Source organism: Legionella adelaidensis, assembly GCF_900637865.1.
Classification (GTDB): Bacteria; Pseudomonadota; Gammaproteobacteria; order Legionellales; family Legionellaceae; genus Legionella_A; species Legionella_A adelaidensis.
On the sequence record NZ_LR134428.1, the window covers coordinates 120,267 to 135,961 of the forward strand.

The following is a 15,695-nucleotide window of genomic DNA, read 5'->3' on the forward strand; positions in this document are numbered from 1 at the left end:
AATAAGGCAAAAGATGGAAAAAATTGGAAGTAATAATCTACCACAACAAGTAACTAGTCATACTCTGGGTCTTAAAAATATTTATATTCTACCTTCTGCTTTTGGATGGGTGTTTGCTTTTGTAGTCTTAACCATTAGTACCGGCGCAATTAATTATCAACTTAATCCTGCATTTTTTCTTTTCTTTTTATTAATTGTATTTGGTTCTATCGCTTTATGGGAAACACATTATAATTTAAATGGCTTAACCATCCACTGTTTACCAATCCTGGATACTGAAGTAGGCCAACCCGCCAAAATTACTTTGTTACTCAAAAGTGACTTACCCAAACGGTTTGCAATCTATTTTAAATTTGAAGGTGAGGAAGAAGTAAAAATCGAAATTGCGTATCCCAATGGTATTGTTATTGTACCTATAGAAACAAAAAAAAGAGGCAAATTTCATTTACCCCCTTTGAAAATTTATAGCTATTATCCCATTGGCATTTTCAAAGTATGGACATATAGCCGTTTTTCAAATGAGTACTATGTTTATCCAAAACCTCTTAACCCAGGATTTTGGCCAAACCCTTTTATACCTACCCAACAAGCCTCAGCAGACACCGAACAAACAGGAGAAGACGAGCTATATGATTTAAAACTCGTGGGAAATCCCTGGACTCAACCGGGTCGGATTGCCTGGAAAATTTCAGCCCGAGGGCAAGGTTGGTTTTTAAAAACAATGAGTAGTCCTACAGGTGAGAACTGGATTTTTCGCTTACAAGATTTACCAAAAGATAATGGGGAACGTAATTTACAATATATTGCATTTTGGCTTCTGGAGGCGGAAGGACGTGGGCATATTTACGGATTAGAATTAAAAGGGGAACGCACTGAAATAACGCGGGGCGAACAACATTTGAAAAATTGCTTACGCAAATTGGCGAGCTACTAATGCAGGTTGAATATAAACAGCAGATTACCTTCCCAACGATGCGTCATGCTCTCATAGTGATGGCTTTTTGTACTTTACCGCATTTAACAACAGCGCCCTGGTGGTTTCTCATTTTAGCTATTGTAGCTATAAGTTATCGGCTGCTCGCCAGTTACTATCATTCACGTGTTTTACCTTTGTGGTTTCGTGCTTTTGTAATTGTATCTGTATTGATACTGTTGCGTATTCACTATGATTCATTTGTATCCCCTGGCTTTTTTATGGGTACGTTAGTCACTTTCTTTTGGTTAAAGTTAATTGAGGCTCATAGTATTCGGGATTTACGTGTCGTCATCTTAGTAAGCTTTTATGTGATTTTTACCTCTTTAATTTCTAACACCGAATTATGGGTTTTACCGTATATGATTTTAGCCACTATAGGAATAATGTCATTGCTTGTGCGTTTAGAAGTACAACAAGTAATTCACTGGAAACAAATGAGTATTCGCAGTTTTAAACTTCTCCTTATAGCGCTTCCTCTTACTGTTCTAATGTTTTTTGTTTTTCCTCGTATTAGCGAACCGCTATGGCGAATAAATGTTCCCTCTACTGGTACTACCGGTTTTGGGGAATCTATGCACCCGGGTTCAATAGTCACTCTCTTTAAAGATGATACAACAGCCATGCGTGTCACCTTTAAGGGAAAACCAAAAATAGAGGACTATTGGCACGGGTTAGTACTTAATAATTATGATGGCGTTAATTGGACTGCTGAAGCCGGCACAGAAAATTTTATTACTTTACCTCTTCTACCAAACAAAGAGTCTGGTGACTATGAAGTGATATTGGAAGCACATCAAAAAATATGGTTATTTTACAGTGGCTTTCCCTCCGCTGGATGGCCTAAGTTACATTTCACCCCTTCATTAGGGTTGATAAGGTACGACGGTAAACCGATTAATCAACGTTTTGCCTACGGCCTGTCAACTAGAAAACCGTTTTATAGACCATTAAATCCGGTGGCCAGGTTTCAGAATCTGCAATTACCGGCCAATGCAAATCCACTTCTACAGCAATGGTCTAAAGAAACTATGAATAACGCCAAGGGAGATATTAATTTATTTATTAAAAATATACAGGAATATATACAAAAGGAACCTTTCTGGTACCGCTTGGAATCTATGCCCATTGGCAATGACAACGCGCAACTGGACCGATTTTGGTTTACAACCCGTGAGGGCTATTGTGAGCATTATGCCGCCGCAGTAACTTTTATCTTCAGAGCTGCAGGTATACCTGCAAGAGTAGTCTTAGGCTACTTTGGGGGAGAATGGAACCCTTTTGCCAAGTACCTCAATATAAAACAGAAAGACGCCCATGCTTGGTTAGAATACTGGCAAAATGGAGAGGGTTGGAAAAGACTGGATCCTACTACTTTTATACTACCCTCCCGAATAGACGAAACAATTCGCAATATTAATGCCCATGATAAACAGCTTTATACTAATTGGTCTGAATATAGACTCCATCTTCCCTGGTTGGAACAGGCCCGTTTATCGATTGATTCTGTAAAATATTTTTGGGAACGGTGGCTACTTTTTTATAACCAGGAACGTCAAATAAAACTTTTCCAAAGCTTTGGATTAGGATCTTGGCGATTCGGGGAATTATTACGCACCTGGATTTTATTATTATTTATTATTCTCCTTTGCGGTGGTATTTGGTACCAATATAAACAAAAGAAAGCAATCGATCCGCTCATTCGGGAATATCGAAAGTTGCAAAGAGAATTACGTCGTTTACAAATTCCCACAACTCCTCCCTCCTCTCTTTTGCAACAATGGAGAAGAATAAGCCAAAAATACCCAAAAATGGCTACTATAGTGCATTCTTACATTAAGGAGTATGAATTCCTGCGATTACGAATACAGGTAAATAAAATGCAAAAGAAAAAAGAAACTATCTTGTTATTTAAAAAATTACGCTATCAATTAAAAAAAATTCGAAACACCCAAGTGGTTTTTGATTAAAATAAATGCTGCAATCTCCTACCTGATTTTTGTCCCCATCTTAATTTATTCTGCAACCGCGAAGGCAATGCAAATTCTACTCTTGCAACTTATTTTTTATACTCATACATCAAAACTACCTGTAAGCCAGCTTCTGTTAATGACAAATAATTATAATAAGGATCAGCCGTTGTACGTTCCAGCCATTCGTTGGCTATACAAATATCGGCTAACTTTTCTAAATGCTCAAACGTTACATTCGAACCATAAAGATTCTTAGCCCGGGTTAAAAAGTCTTCATCAATACTTAAAAAAACATTCTCTCTTTTTTCACCCAGCGCGAGCATACTAGCGTAGAAAATTTCCAATAGATTGATTTCGTTCATTCCGTTTTTTTCCATCTAAGTTAATTAATGGCATTGTTTTCTCTAAATCGCTGTAAAGCATAATTCGATCGCAAAACAGCGCCGTTGAGTGCCTGACTAACCCCTTTAATATCTGCAAAAATCGCCTCTAAAGCTTCACTATTAATCACACGAATTTGATTTTGAATACCCAAACTGGCATCTTTTGGATAATTTAACTCGTTTTGGGCCAAAAGTAATGAAGGTTTAGAATGAGTAAGGCAAGCTTGATAACTATTTTTTATCCCCAGAGGAATATACCCTGTTTGTTGATGCCATTTTATTTGCGTATCTGGTTTTGCAAGAAAAGCAATAAATTGCGCAATTCCTTGGTATTTTTTTGCAGAGAGTCCATTAGTTACCCACAAGGCTGCTCCGCCAATGACATTCGCATACCGTTCTTTAGAACTTTCCAAGTCCAATGGCAAAGGAGCCATCCCAATATTAAAAGGAACCATTTCGGTTAAACTATTATAGGCCCCGGAAGATTGGCTAAATAAAGGGCATCTCCCACTTGTAAAAAGGGAAGTGGCTTCATCTGTTCTTCCACTATATTCAAAATAATGGAGTTTCTGCCATTGTTTAAGTCTTTGAAAATGACGAACCATCATGGCATTGTTATATATAGCTTCATGGCTTTCTTTATCAAGCATTGGCATTCCATGAATGGCCGAAAAAGACTCCATCAAAACCCATGCAGGATAAGCAGATGTATATGCGCAAGGGTAACCTGCCTCGCGTAATTTTGCCGCTAATGTCTCTAATTCTTGCCATGTTTTAGGAAACGTTTTTTCGTTATAGCCTACTTTCTTTAATGCCTCCTTGTTATAAAAAACAACTGGAATAGAAATATTTAAAGGCATCGCCATTAATTTGCCATTATCACTATAAAATGCACGCACCACTGGAAAAAAGTCATTTAACGATAAAGGAAGGTTATGTTCTTTCATCAAGTCTTCCACCGGCTTGATTATTCCTTTAGGCGCCAACATGGTTGGCGTTCCTACTTCAAATATTTGAATAATATCAGGGGCCTTTCGGGCACGAAAAGCTGCAGCATAGCTAGTTAATGATTCTAAATATTCCCCTTTATAGAAAGGCTTAATCTTATATTTAGGTTGCGAGGCGTTAAAGCTGTTAACCAACGTTTGCATTTCTTGACCCAATTGACCAGCCATCGAATGCCAAAAAATAATTTCTGTTTTTTCTGTAGTAGAAACTGTTTCTTGTACATAAGCGTTTTTGGAATAAGAAAAAAAAATAATTATAAGGAGTAAAAAACGTTTCATGAAAGTAAATCAGGGTAATCACTAAAAATTGCGTCAACGCCCCATTTAAATAATTTATTGGCCTGGCGCCGACTATTAACGGTATAAGCACATAATTTATAACCTTGTTCTTTGATGGCCTGCACCCTTTTTTTATTCAACGCATTTTTATTAAAATGGACCGAAAAACAGTCAAGATCCTTTGCCAGTTTTAGCCAATTCTCATTCCATTCATCAAACAACAACCCTAAAGGAATTTCGGGAGATATGCTTCGACATAGCTTTAATGCCTCTAAATCAAAACTGGAGACTAAAGGAAAGGTTTTTTGTGCGGGCCAAAAACGATTTAAATGGCTAAGTATCGTAGTAGTAGTTTGCTCCGTTGTGCCAGGGTAAGGCTTTATTTCAATATTTGCATTCACTCCTTTATCTACTAACCAATGCAAGGTTTCCACAAAATCTGGTATTTTGGTACCTGTAAAACGTTTAGAATACCATCGACCGGCATCTAGGTTGCGTAAATACTCCCCTGTAACTAAACCAACTTCCCCCTTTCCATTGGTTGTTCTTTTTAATTTTTCGTCATGAAAAATAAAAGGCAAGCCATCTGCAGAAAGCATTACATCAAACTCAATACAACGGGCTCCCATTTCTACTGCTTTTTCAAAGGCCACTATAGTGTTTTCCGGGGCGTAAGCAGATGCTCCCCTGTGTGCAATAATTCGAGGCAATTCCATTTTAAGAGTTACCTGGAATTGCACGATTAGAAGCAGCTTGGGCAATTGCAGTTAATGTCATTTCATTGCTTACCGCTAAAGGGGGTGCAGCATCGGCTGCCAATGCCATAGTATTGACCATTTCACGCGCTTGGTAAGTTTTGGGTTGCGGCGTAACAGGCCCATTTCCATCGACAAAGATTAAATTATTTAGACTGTAGTTTTGGCTGGTATATACTTTATTCATTTTATTAATTTCTTCTTGTACTTGCTGGTATAATTTCTCGCGTAACTGAGCACGTACTTGCTGCATTTCTTCCAAGCTCGGCTTAAAATCGATGGAAGCGATCTCATAAGTGGCCCCCGGTTTGCTTACATTTTTTGCTTGCTGATAAATATCTGTTAGCGCACCTTGGTCAAGCCTTGCTTGTGCTTGCACATAGAGCTTCTCTAAACCAGAGGTATCTTGGGAGCGATCAAATTGCACCAAGTGCCAATCTCCTTTGGCAATACCGTTGAGTTTATCCATTATTTCGCCACGTGCTTTTACTAAATCTGCATTATTTAAAGTAGCATTGATGGTGATAGTTAAAAGCGCACTGCGCGTAGTGACCCATTGCTTCGCTGATATTTGGAAACCAATGGTATCGAGCGGTGCTTGTGGTGGAAAATCAATAGCGTATGCAGTTGAAACGGTTAAAAAAGCAAAAATCCCTGCTAACTTTTTCATTAATATTCTCCCACTTAAAATTTCCGCTTACTTACGTGCGTAACTCGGTTTTTGTTAAATTTTCTGTAAAGAAAGCACAAAGTATAAATCGAGAAGCTATATTAGTATATTAAATACTCTCGCCAACTGATTTAAAATGCTCTATAACATTACTTTTATTTTTTATTTTGGAGTGGGCTCATAATGTCTATTGATACCCTAAAAACACCTGATTTGGGAACGACGTTACAAGGTGATTTTTTAGATTATGCTTTGTCGCACAGTTTTGGGGACATTCATTGCCGTGTAGATGAAAAAACGGGCATGAAAGCAATTATCGCTATTCATAATACCAAGTTAGGCCCGGCACTTGGCGGATGCCGATTTATTTATTATCCAGATACCGCGGCTGCTTTATATGATGTTATGCGCTTGGCGCGTGGAATGAGTTATAAAGCAGCTTTAGCCAATTTACCTTTGGGGGGCGGCAAAGCAGTAATTATTCAACCAGCCCAACCTTATGATCGCGAAGGCTATTTACGTAGTTTTGGAAAGTTTGTTAATGATTTGGGTGGCCGTTATATCACCGCTTTAGATAGTGGCACCCAACTAGCGGATATGGATATCATTGGCGAACATACCCCTTATATAGCTAGCCTGTCACGCTACGATGGCGACCCATCTCCTTATACAGCAAAAGGGGTTTTAAGAGGTATTGAGGCTGCCGTTGCGTTTAAGTTAGGTAAAGATAGCTTAAAAGGGCTTCATATCGCTATTCAAGGATTAGGGCACGTAGGTTATCCGCTGGCGCGCTCCCTACATGAGCTGGGAGCTACTTTATCAGTAGCTGATGTTGACCCTACTCGCACAGACCTTGCCGCTAACGAATTCGGCGCAAATGTTTATTCTACCGAAGATATACATAAAGTCCCCTGTGATATTTTTTCTCCTTGTGCTCTAGGCGCTGTTATTAACGATCAGAGTATTAATCACCTGCAAACCACTATTATTGCAGGCGCTGCCAATAATCAGTTAGCCCATACCTATCATGGTCAACGTTTGCATGACAAGGGAATACTTTATGCAACTGATTATGTTATTAATGCAGGCGGGCTCATGTTTGCAGCAAGTAAATATTTGCATATCCATGAAGATGACTTAAATGATCAAATTACGGGAATTGGAAAAACGCTCTCGGAAATATTTGCACGTTCACAACGTGAAAATAAACCACCCAGTGAAATTGCCGACGCGATAGCTAAAGAAAAATTATCATGAGTATAAAACATTTAAATTTGAATCCAGAACTTTATGAATACATGTTAGATGTCTCCCTGCATGAACACCCTATATTGGCAGAACTACGAGAAGAGACGGCAAAATTACCTTTGGCAAATATGCAAATTTCTTCTTTTCAGGCGCAATTTATGCAGTTATTGCTACGTATTTTGCAAGCAAAGAGGGTTTTGGAGTTAGGAACTTTTACCGGATATAGCGCATTAGCAATGGCTTTAATGCTTCCGGAAGATGGGAAAGTGATTACTTGTGATATTAGTGAGCAGTGGACAAAGCTCGCTCCTTCTTATTGGAAAAAAGCGAAACAAGATAAAAAAATTGATTTGCGTTTAGCTCCCGCACTGGAAACGTTAGAAAAGCTAATTTCTCAAGGTGAAGAAAAAAGCTTTGATTTTATTTTTATCGATGCGGATAAAACAAATTATATTCCCTATTATGAATATGCCCTAAAGCTGATAAAACCCCACGGTTTAATTGCTATTGATAATGTATTCTGGGATGGGAAAGTAATTGATCCTGCTGAAACTGGTGGACAAACTCGAGAAATCCGCAAACTAAATGAGTTAATTAAAAATGACTCACGGGTATTTTCCAGCTTATTACCCATTGCCGATGGATTATTTCTAGTGCAGCCAATAAATTAGTTTCATCATAGTATTTTACAAGGAGTAGCTTATGAATAACGAAAATCCCTGTGGCTTGGATGGCTTTGCTTTTTTGGAGTTTTCTGCCCCTGACGCAGAAATGCTGCATAAACAGTTTAAACAGATGGGATTTCATCCGGCAAAAAAACATTCTACTCTGGATATTACTCTCTATACGCAAGATACCATTCAGTTCATTGTTAATGCTGAAGCACACTCACAAGCAGCTCAGCACGCACAAATCCATGGTCCAGGAGCTTGTGCGATGGGTTTTAAAGTCCATAATGCGCAGAAAGCCTTTGAGCACGCCATTGCCCATGGAGCAAAAGCATTTCACGAAGATGGCCCTCTTGATCATAAACTTCCCGCCATAGAAGCCATAGGGGGAAGCGTTATTTATTTTGTTGATGATACACACCAGGCTTTCGGCCATGACTGGAATCAATCGAAAGATGCTTCCTCGAAGTCTTCAGGATTAACCGCCATTGATCACCTTACCCACAATGTATATCGTGGCAACATGGATAAATGGGCCAAATTTTATGAGTCTATTTTTAATTTTAAAGAAATTCGTTTTTTTAATATTGTTGGCAAAATGACAGGTTTAATCAGCCGCGCTTTAGCAAGTCCGTGTGGAAAAATTAAAATTCCTCTCAATGAGTCTAAGGATGATCAATCACAAATTGAAGAATTTCTTCATGAATATAAAGGTGAAGGAATTCAGCATGTCGCTTTAAACACGGAAAATATTTATCAAACAGTTGATAGTTTAAGAGATAATGAGGTGAAATTTTTAGATGTTCCGGACACTTATTATGAAATGATTAATAATCGTATTCCCTGGCATCAAGAACCCGTAAATAAACTACAAGAACGACGCATTTTAATAGATGGGGAAAAAGATCCCGATAGTGGTCTTCTTTTACAAATTTTTACAGAAAATCTATTCGGTCCGGTATTCTTTGAAATTATTCAACGTAAAGGAAATCAAGGATTTGGTGAGGGTAATTTTCAAGCTTTATTTGAAGCAATTGAAAGAGATCAAGTTAAACGCGGCACTTTACAGGCAATGTAAGGATAATTATGAAATTAGCAACGTTAAAAAATCCCAATTCGCGCGACGGAAAACTTTGCGTAGTTAATCGCGCTTTAACACATGCAGTAGATGCCTCTCACATTGCCCCAAATTTACAGTGTGCTCTTGATAATTGGGGCGATGTAGAAGATGCCTTATTGCACATTTATCATCAGTTAAATGAAGGTATGGCACACAACAGTTTCCCTTTTAATAGTTTGCAAACGGCATCGCCCCTTCCCCGGGCCTACCAATGGGCAGATGGAAGCTCTTATGTAAACCATGTTGAACTGGTAAGAAAAGCTCGCGGTCAAGAATTGCCTGCTAATTTTTGGACCGATCCATTAATGTATCAAGGCGGCTCTGATGGATTTATAGGACCTAACGACCCCATCTTGGTAAGAGAGGAAAACTATGGAGTAGATTTCGAAGCAGAAGTTGCCATTATAACCAACGATGTACCTATGGGTATAACTCCAGAAGAGGCCGGCAAACATATTAAATTATTCATGTTGGTGAATGACGTATCTCTACGTAATCTAATTCCTGAGGAACTGGCTAAAGGATTCGGATTTTTCCAATCCAAACCTGCCAGTAGCTTTTCTCCCGTAGCGGTTACCCCTGATGAATTACTTCCCCATTGGGACGGAGAAAGAGTACATTTACCCTTATATAGCTATTTAAATGGCGAGTTATTTGGTAAACCTAATGCTGGTAAAGACATGACCTTCTCCTTTCCTGAGCTAATTGCCCATGCTGCAAAAACGAGAAATTTATGTTCAGGAACGATTATTGGTTCAGGGACTGTTTCTAATGAGGATCGCAGCAATGGATCATCGTGTATTGCTGAAAAAAGAATGTTAGAAATTTTAAAAGACGGGAAAGCAACGACTTCTTTTATGCTATTTGGCGACACCATTCGCATAGAAATGAAAAATGAAAAAGGGGAAAATATTTTTGGCTCAATTGATCAAGAGCTCAAACAAGCCTCTCTTCCTGTAGTACAAAAAACGGCCAAGGAACAACGTGAAACTTTATGATTATTTTCGCTCTTCAGCGAGTTATAGGGTAAGAATTGCATTAAATTGGAAGAATATCAGCTATGAGACACTCTCTATCCATTTAATCAACCATGGGGGCGAACAGCATGCTCCTGATTATATGCAATTAAACCCTCAAGGCTTGGTCCCTACTCTGGACGAAAACGGGCACATTTTAAGTCAATCATTAGCCATTATTGAGTACCTGGAAGAAATATCCCCTACTCCCCCTCTATTGCCGCAAAATCCTTTGGCTAAAGCCCAAGTGCGAAGCCTTTCTTTAATAATTGCCAGTGATATTCATCCTTTAAACAATCTTCGTGTTTTGAACTATTTACGTGAAAAATTTAATGCCAACGAGGAGCAGACAAGAGAGTGGTACCATCATTGGTTAAGATTGGGCTTTGATGCTTTGGAATCCCGCTTGCAAGCGTTACCACGTAAAAATCCCGTTTGTTATGGCAATGACATTAGTCTCGCAGACATTTGTCTAGTTCCTCAGGTTTATAATGCGAAAAGATTTGAATTTCCTTTAGAGAATTACCCGCTAATCAGAGAAATAAATGCCTACTGCGAAAGCTTACCAGCTTTTGTAGAAGCTTCTCCTGAGGCACAGGAAAAGCACGTAGAATTAATAAAGTAGTTGGCCAGCAGGCGCGGCCTAGGGGACTGACTCATTTGCCTCCTGACCCAAGCTAAAGCTCTTGCCTTAACCCCACTGCAATGTTCTCTTTATTTTTCGCACTACCAACAGCCGACCCCGGGTGGGTCTCTCTCATCGCCAAAGAGATAAGCAGGCTAACCAGAAAGCACACCGGCATAATAAAGAGCGCTTTTTGATAGCTTTCTACATTGTATACTGGTACCCCTGCAACTAAATGCCATTGGTCGCTACGGTGCAGAATAACTCCTACCAAAGGCTGAAATATCGCGCCCCCTAAAAGAACAGATAAATTATTAAAACCTGATGCAGTACCAACCAGATGCGTAGGATTATTATCTTTAACCACAGCAAAACTAACAGTTTGCCCACCAGCTCCCAAACCAAGAATGAAAAGAACCCCATACATCCAAGCGAGAGGTACATTAGGGACATATAGTAAGACAACGGTCGCCGTCAAGCCAAATACTGCACTAATGCCTAATGCTAAACGGCGGCTATAAAAGCGATCGCTAAACCACCCCAGTAGAGGACTACCAATTCCAATCCCTAGCCAAATCATACTACATAAGCCGGAGGCCATAACCACGCTCACCTGGTATTTTTCTTCTAAATAAGGCACGCCCCATAATGCCGCAAAAACAGCGATAGGCGTCCAAATACAAAAAGCATAGGCTCCTGTTGTCCAGGTGTAACGTTGACGACAAACCTCCATTAAACGATGCCATTCGTCACGAAATTTACGTGTAGGGATGGCTTGGGTAGGCTGATGTGGAAAATCGCGTATAATTAGCCATAAGAGCAAAGCCAACACGACGCCGACCGCAGCCAAAATAAAACTTGCATTACGCCAACCCACATGGTTAATTAAAGCCGCCAACGGCACTTCCCCAAACATTGCGCCAACCGAACTCATTAATTGGGCAATACCAGCAAGAATGGCGAAATGGTGGGGCGGAAACCAACGTGAAAGAAGAACTAATACCCCAATAAAAGAAAAAGCACTACCAATCCCAATTAAAAAGCGACCAATAGAGGCCGTAAAGATGCTATCCGTTGAAGCAAAAAAGAAAGAACCGAAGGCACAAAGTAACAAAGCGGCGGTCATAAGCTTCCTTGGCCCGTACCGATCGAATAATAAACCTGCCGGCAACTGCATTGGGGCATAAGCATAAAAATAAAAAGCCGATATCACCCCAAAACCTTCCGCAGTAACTTGAAACGTTTGCATCATGGGATCTGCCATTACACTAGGCGCGACCTGCAAAATAAATTCGTATAAATAAAAAGAAGCGGCCAGGAAAAAAATAATGTAAGCGCTTACCATACTATGCTGTTGTGGCGGAAGATGATACGTGTTCAAGTTGATACCAAGGTTTATCAAAAATACACATTACACAGAAGAGAATTTAGTTTGTCAATGAGAAATTCTTTCACTTACACAAGTTAAAATGGAATGCCGTTTATTTGAACAAATAAATCCCACTGTGTTAAAATTTAGAATTATAAAATATTTTAAAAATAATGGTAAAAATTTCTTCTTCCCCCTGGTGGAGATTTGCATCTCCTGCATCTTGCATTCGTCAAAAATTATTAGCGAATGAACTAACAGCAGCAGATCTGGAGAGTATTGCTCCCGAAGGCCCTTTTTGCGGAAGAAATGCAATTTTAACCCTGGCTTGTTTCCATGAATTAGAATTATTAGAAATACTGCTGGATAAAGGACTTGTTACTCAGTCTCAGTTGGCTCTCAGAGATCCTCGCCCCGAAAATGCAATAAATACTATTTGGTTACTAGCGAATCAAAATGCAATTGCCTTGTTAAAAAAGATAAAAAATGCAGGACTCCTCACTGCCGAGCAATTGAAAGCGGTATTTAAGGGAAAAAGTCGCTCTTGGAATGTATTATCCCTTTTAGGGCATTATAAACACTTTGATTTTATCAATGAATTATTAGACGAAAATTTCATTACCGCAGAATTGGTTGCTTTCGATTTAGTTTGGCTATTGGCTAAGTTTGCTCAAGAAGAGCTCTTAAGAAAATTTTTAGATAATGACTTTATTCCTAGAGAATACGTAGGGGCACATCCATCCAAGGGTGAAGATACTGGTAAAACGCTACTTTGGTTTTTATGCGAGCATGGGTTCATGGCCTTATTTAACCGTTTGATTTCTTCTGGATTGGTAACTAGCTCCAGTTTAGAGGTAAGGGTAAAGCAAGGTCCCGATGAAGGTGCCAATGTAGTTTTAGGATTAGCTAGGTACAGAGAAATTGAATCTTTGACACTACTTGAACAGAAAGGCCTTCTAACTTCCACACAATTAACTGCCTGCTATCAAAACGGTCCAGAAGCAGGTGCTAACGTTATTCTTTATTTATTCTATTCAGAACAATTTGACTTTATACAGACTTTATTAAAAAAAAGATTATTTACACAAGAAATCTTGGCCCAAGCAGCTGAAGGTGGCACCGATTGCAGCGTAAATATTGTTTGGCTTGGCATTTCTCTACATTTTTACGATGTTTTTTTAGAGTTAATTTTACAGGGTTTAATAAATTCTTCGCATTTATCTGTTTCTCCCACTCAGGGAGACCAGATCGGAGTTAATAGTCTTATGTTACTGGCCCAAAATGGTTGTTGGGATTTAATAGAAATTTTACATAAACAAAGACTGCTTACAACGGAGCATTTTAATGGACACTATGGAGCCGAAGATGTTGAACACAAAGGAATGAATGTCGTATTTCTTCTAATTCTCAATAAACAACTTACCTTACTGGAAGCGTTTCTTGGGGATGACCTTTTACTGCCTGAACACTTCGGCCAATTAGTAGAAAATGGGGAGTTTGCCGGAACAAATGCCGCATGGATGCTTGCTTTTTTTGGGGAGTTTGTACTACTCCATAGATTGATTAAAAAGAGGCTTATTCTCGCCGAGCATCTTCTAGCTAGCCCAACAGTTGAAACAACACGATTTTTTGACATATTAAGCAATCGACAAAAACTACTTTGTGGTTTTAAATTACGGTCCGCAAAAATTCCTAAACCCATGAATAATCCAATAAGGGAATTTGCAGGTAAAAACGTTTTGTGGCTAACCGAGAGCACTGGAGGAGCGGGTTTGGTTTCTTCTTTAATAGGACAATCTTTAATAACTCCTGCGCATTTATGGCCAGCCAGTGCAGACTTAACATTAACAGCCCCGCTGATGCTTTTTGCGAACAATCAACGTTTTACGCTCATCGACAAATTGTTAGAATCAGGCGTTCTAAATGCGGATTTATTAAACTACTCTTATACTTCGGGCCCCGACGCAGGAAAAAATCTGGTATGGTTAATTATTTTTCACAAACAATTTGATTTATTAAAAAAAGTTTTAACGCGCAACTTGTTACGATGCGATCAGCTCGCAGCTTGCAGTAATACAGGTGGTTACACAGGTAAAAACTGTGTTTGGTTATTAATTTTTTTCAAACAATTCGACCTGGTTTCCGATCTTTTAGCAGCCGATCTTCTGTCCGAGGAGTTATTACATGCGAAAGCACGTCAGGGACAATATACTGGCCGCTCTGCACTCGATCTATTAACTATTTTCCATCAAGACAATTTAATTTTGCAATGCAGAAACGTTGAGTTAATCGACGAAGAAACATATCAATCACTACTTCGCAAAAAAAGGACGAGCACAAATACTGCAATAGAAGCAGTGCAAAATAAGGAAACCTCCTCTTTCGGGTTTAGGATATTTGATGCAACAGGCCCCCATGAGGAAAAGGCTCCCGATACTGCTCATAAATCGCGGGTTTTATCTACCAAATATTAATAAAGAGGCTTTAAAGTAAAGCTTTATCAGAATTCATTTTTAATAAACAGCCCCTAACATGCCAATGGTTTCGGCGCCAGTAATAGAACGTAGATCTACAGCTTCCTGATTCAAAGTTTTGTCAGCGAGCCAGGCAAACATCATTGCTTCCAAGTAATCGGGATTGACTCCATAAGTGGCCGTAGTTTCTATTAACAATTCAGGAAAATTTTCTCGCATGCTCGCTACTAATTTTTGATTATGAGCCCCCCCTCCACACAGCAATAACTTATTAGTCGTTATTGGATAGGCCCTTATCGTTTGGATAATGCTGTCTACAGTTAATGCTAACAAGGTTGCTTGTACATCCCCTTCTTTATAAGTTGTTATATTAAATGCTTTCAACCATTCAAGGGAAAAGTATTCTTTACCAACGCTTTTAGGAGGATCCATATTGAAGTAAGGATCGGTTTTGAAAGCCTCTAACAGTTCAGGTAACACCACTCCCGAGGAAGCCCATTGGCCATCTTTATCAAATGGTTTGTTTCTGCATTGATTAATCCAGGCATCAAGCAAGCAATTTCCTGGGCCTATATCAAAGCCTTGTACCGTTTCATTATGTAAAAAAGTTATATTAGAAATTCCACCAATATTTACTACAGCAATTAATTCGCTTTTTTTAGCAAACAAAGCTTGATGGTATAAGGGGGCAAAAGGTGCTCCTTGTCCTTTACGAACCATATCACGGGTACGAAAGTCAGCTACCACCTTTAATTTAGTTAATTCTGCTATAGTATGTGGACAACCTAATTGAATAGTATAGGGAATTGCTGCACTCGTATCATGGGTAATTGTTTGCCCATGGCTCCCTATCGCTTTTATTACTGATTTATCTACATTTGAAGCTTGCATAAGATCTTCCACTGCCGCAGCAAACTCTATTCCTATTTTTCGATGAAGCTGAGCAATGAATGCGAGTGTGCCTTCCTGTTTATTGCATAACTGTTGCAATTGGACAAGCGTTGAAGGTGAATACGGACGTGTTATTCCTGCTATCAGCTGGTGCGTTTCTACATCAACCAAGGCAGCATCAATTCCATCCATGCTAGTTCCAGACATTAACCCAATATATAACTTCATTTTTTAAAATTCCATT

The 15,695-nt window shown here is 39.1% G+C and carries 14 protein-coding genes; 8 read left to right on the forward strand and 6 right to left on the reverse strand.

Features of this window, described 5'->3' with window-relative positions; all coding sequences use genetic code 11:
- Nucleotides 1-13 precede the first annotated feature (13 nt).
- Together EL206_RS06420 and EL206_RS06425 are read left to right on the forward strand one after the other, a co-directional pair.
- Entirely contained in the window at nt 14-934 is a 921-nt protein-coding gene (locus EL206_RS06420; RefSeq protein WP_058461846.1) for a hypothetical protein, read from the forward strand.
- The gene (locus EL206_RS06425) at nt 934-2,943 is read left to right on the forward strand and encodes a transglutaminase TgpA family protein (protein ID WP_058461847.1); all 2,010 of its coding nucleotides are present in this window, start codon (nt 934-936) and stop codon (nt 2,941-2,943) included. Before EL206_RS06420 ends, EL206_RS06425 begins: the two co-directional genes overlap by 1 nt.
- Before the next feature lie 89 nt (nt 2,944-3,032).
- Here the strand turns inward: EL206_RS06425 and EL206_RS06430 are convergent, their stop codons facing one another.
- From EL206_RS06430 to EL206_RS06445, 4 genes are read right to left on the reverse strand one after another with little or no spacing between them, the layout of a single operon-like run.
- On the reverse strand, nt 3,033-3,308 hold the full coding sequence (locus EL206_RS06430) for a hypothetical protein (protein WP_058461848.1): 276 nt from the start codon (nt 3,306-3,308) through the stop codon (nt 3,033-3,035).
- A gap of 20 nt (nt 3,309-3,328) precedes the next feature.
- Complete coding sequence (locus EL206_RS06435; protein WP_058461849.1) at nt 3,329-4,615, reverse strand: extracellular solute-binding protein; 1,287 nt, start codon at nt 4,613-4,615, stop codon at nt 3,329-3,331.
- Entirely contained in the window at nt 4,612-5,331 is a 720-nt protein-coding gene (gene ugpQ, locus EL206_RS06440) for a glycerophosphodiester phosphodiesterase (protein WP_058461850.1), read from the reverse strand. The genes EL206_RS06435 and ugpQ overlap by 4 nt, the downstream gene beginning before the upstream one ends.
- A gap of 1 nt (nt 5,332) precedes the next feature.
- Nucleotides 5,333-6,040 (reverse strand): hypothetical protein, encoded by a 708-nt coding sequence (locus EL206_RS06445; protein ID WP_058461851.1) that lies wholly within the window; start codon nt 6,038-6,040, stop codon nt 5,333-5,335.
- Between the two features lie 180 nt (nt 6,041-6,220).
- Between EL206_RS06445 and EL206_RS06450 the strand changes: the two genes are divergently transcribed.
- Genes EL206_RS06450 through maiA form a run of 5 tightly spaced genes read left to right on the forward strand, consistent with a single transcriptional unit; the run spans nt 6,221 to nt 10,717 of the window.
- Nucleotides 6,221-7,297 carry a Leu/Phe/Val dehydrogenase gene (locus EL206_RS06450; protein WP_058461852.1) on the forward strand — a complete coding sequence of 359 codons (1,077 nt, stop codon included), beginning with the start codon at nt 6,221-6,223 and terminating at the stop codon, nt 7,295-7,297.
- A 2-nt stretch (nt 7,298-7,299) separates the two neighbouring features.
- Nucleotides 7,300-7,959, forward strand: coding sequence for a class I SAM-dependent methyltransferase (locus tag EL206_RS06455; RefSeq protein WP_058462372.1), 660 nt, complete (start codon nt 7,300-7,302; stop codon nt 7,957-7,959).
- Nucleotides 7,960-7,990: 31 nt separating this feature from the next.
- On the forward strand, nt 7,991-9,034 hold the full coding sequence (hppD, locus tag EL206_RS06460) for a 4-hydroxyphenylpyruvate dioxygenase (protein ID WP_058461853.1): 1,044 nt from the start codon (nt 7,991-7,993) through the stop codon (nt 9,032-9,034).
- An 8-nt stretch (nt 9,035-9,042) separates the two neighbouring features.
- Entirely contained in the window at nt 9,043-10,074 is a 1,032-nt protein-coding gene (locus EL206_RS06465) for a fumarylacetoacetate hydrolase family protein (protein ID WP_058461854.1), read from the forward strand.
- Nucleotides 10,061-10,717 (forward strand): maleylacetoacetate isomerase, encoded by a 657-nt coding sequence (maiA, locus tag EL206_RS06470; protein ID WP_058461855.1) that lies wholly within the window; start codon nt 10,061-10,063, stop codon nt 10,715-10,717. Before EL206_RS06465 ends, maiA begins: the two co-directional genes overlap by 14 nt.
- Before the next feature lie 52 nt (nt 10,718-10,769).
- Here maiA and EL206_RS06475 read toward each other — a convergent pair whose 3' ends face one another.
- On the reverse strand, nt 10,770-12,062 hold the full coding sequence (locus EL206_RS06475; protein WP_058461856.1) for an MFS transporter: 1,293 nt from the start codon (nt 12,060-12,062) through the stop codon (nt 10,770-10,772).
- A gap of 197 nt (nt 12,063-12,259) precedes the next feature.
- Between EL206_RS06475 and EL206_RS06480 the strand changes: the two genes are divergently transcribed.
- The gene (locus EL206_RS06480) at nt 12,260-14,560 is read left to right on the forward strand and encodes a hypothetical protein (protein WP_058461857.1); all 2,301 of its coding nucleotides are present in this window, start codon (nt 12,260-12,262) and stop codon (nt 14,558-14,560) included.
- 39 nt (nt 14,561-14,599) lie between these two features.
- On the opposite strand, the gene EL206_RS06485 is transcribed toward EL206_RS06480, so the two are convergent.
- Nucleotides 14,600-15,679 (reverse strand): anhydro-N-acetylmuramic acid kinase, encoded by a 1,080-nt coding sequence (locus EL206_RS06485; protein ID WP_058461858.1) that lies wholly within the window; start codon nt 15,677-15,679, stop codon nt 14,600-14,602.
- Between the last annotated feature and the right edge of the window lie 16 nt (nt 15,680-15,695).

Excerpts from the sequence above, each read along its gene's own strand:
- EL206_RS06420 (WP_058461846.1), top strand. The coding sequence starts at position 14 with ATGGAAAAAATTGGAAGTAATAATCTACCACAACAAGTAACTAGTCAT.
- EL206_RS06425 (WP_058461847.1), top strand. The coding sequence starts at position 934 with ATGCAGGTTGAATATAAACAGCAGATTACCTTCCCAACGATGCGTCAT.
- EL206_RS06430 (WP_058461848.1), bottom strand. The coding sequence starts at position 3,308 with ATGAACGAAATCAATCTATTGGAAATTTTCTACGCTAGTATGCTCGCG.
- EL206_RS06435 (WP_058461849.1), bottom strand. The coding sequence starts at position 4,615 with ATGAAACGTTTTTTACTCCTTATAATTATTTTTTTTTCTTATTCCAAA.
- ugpQ (WP_058461850.1), bottom strand. The coding sequence starts at position 5,331 with ATGGAATTGCCTCGAATTATTGCACACAGGGGAGCATCTGCTTACGCC.
- EL206_RS06445 (WP_058461851.1), bottom strand. The coding sequence starts at position 6,040 with ATGAAAAAGTTAGCAGGGATTTTTGCTTTTTTAACCGTTTCAACTGCA.
- hppD (WP_058461853.1), top strand. The coding sequence starts at position 7,991 with ATGAATAACGAAAATCCCTGTGGCTTGGATGGCTTTGCTTTTTTGGAG.
- EL206_RS06465 (WP_058461854.1), top strand. The coding sequence starts at position 9,043 with ATGAAATTAGCAACGTTAAAAAATCCCAATTCGCGCGACGGAAAACTT.
- EL206_RS06475 (WP_058461856.1), bottom strand. The coding sequence starts at position 12,062 with ATGGTAAGCGCTTACATTATTTTTTTCCTGGCCGCTTCTTTTTATTTA.
- EL206_RS06480 (WP_058461857.1), top strand. The coding sequence starts at position 12,260 with ATGGTAAAAATTTCTTCTTCCCCCTGGTGGAGATTTGCATCTCCTGCA.
- EL206_RS06485 (WP_058461858.1), bottom strand. The coding sequence starts at position 15,679 with ATGAAGTTATATATTGGGTTAATGTCTGGAACTAGCATGGATGGAATT.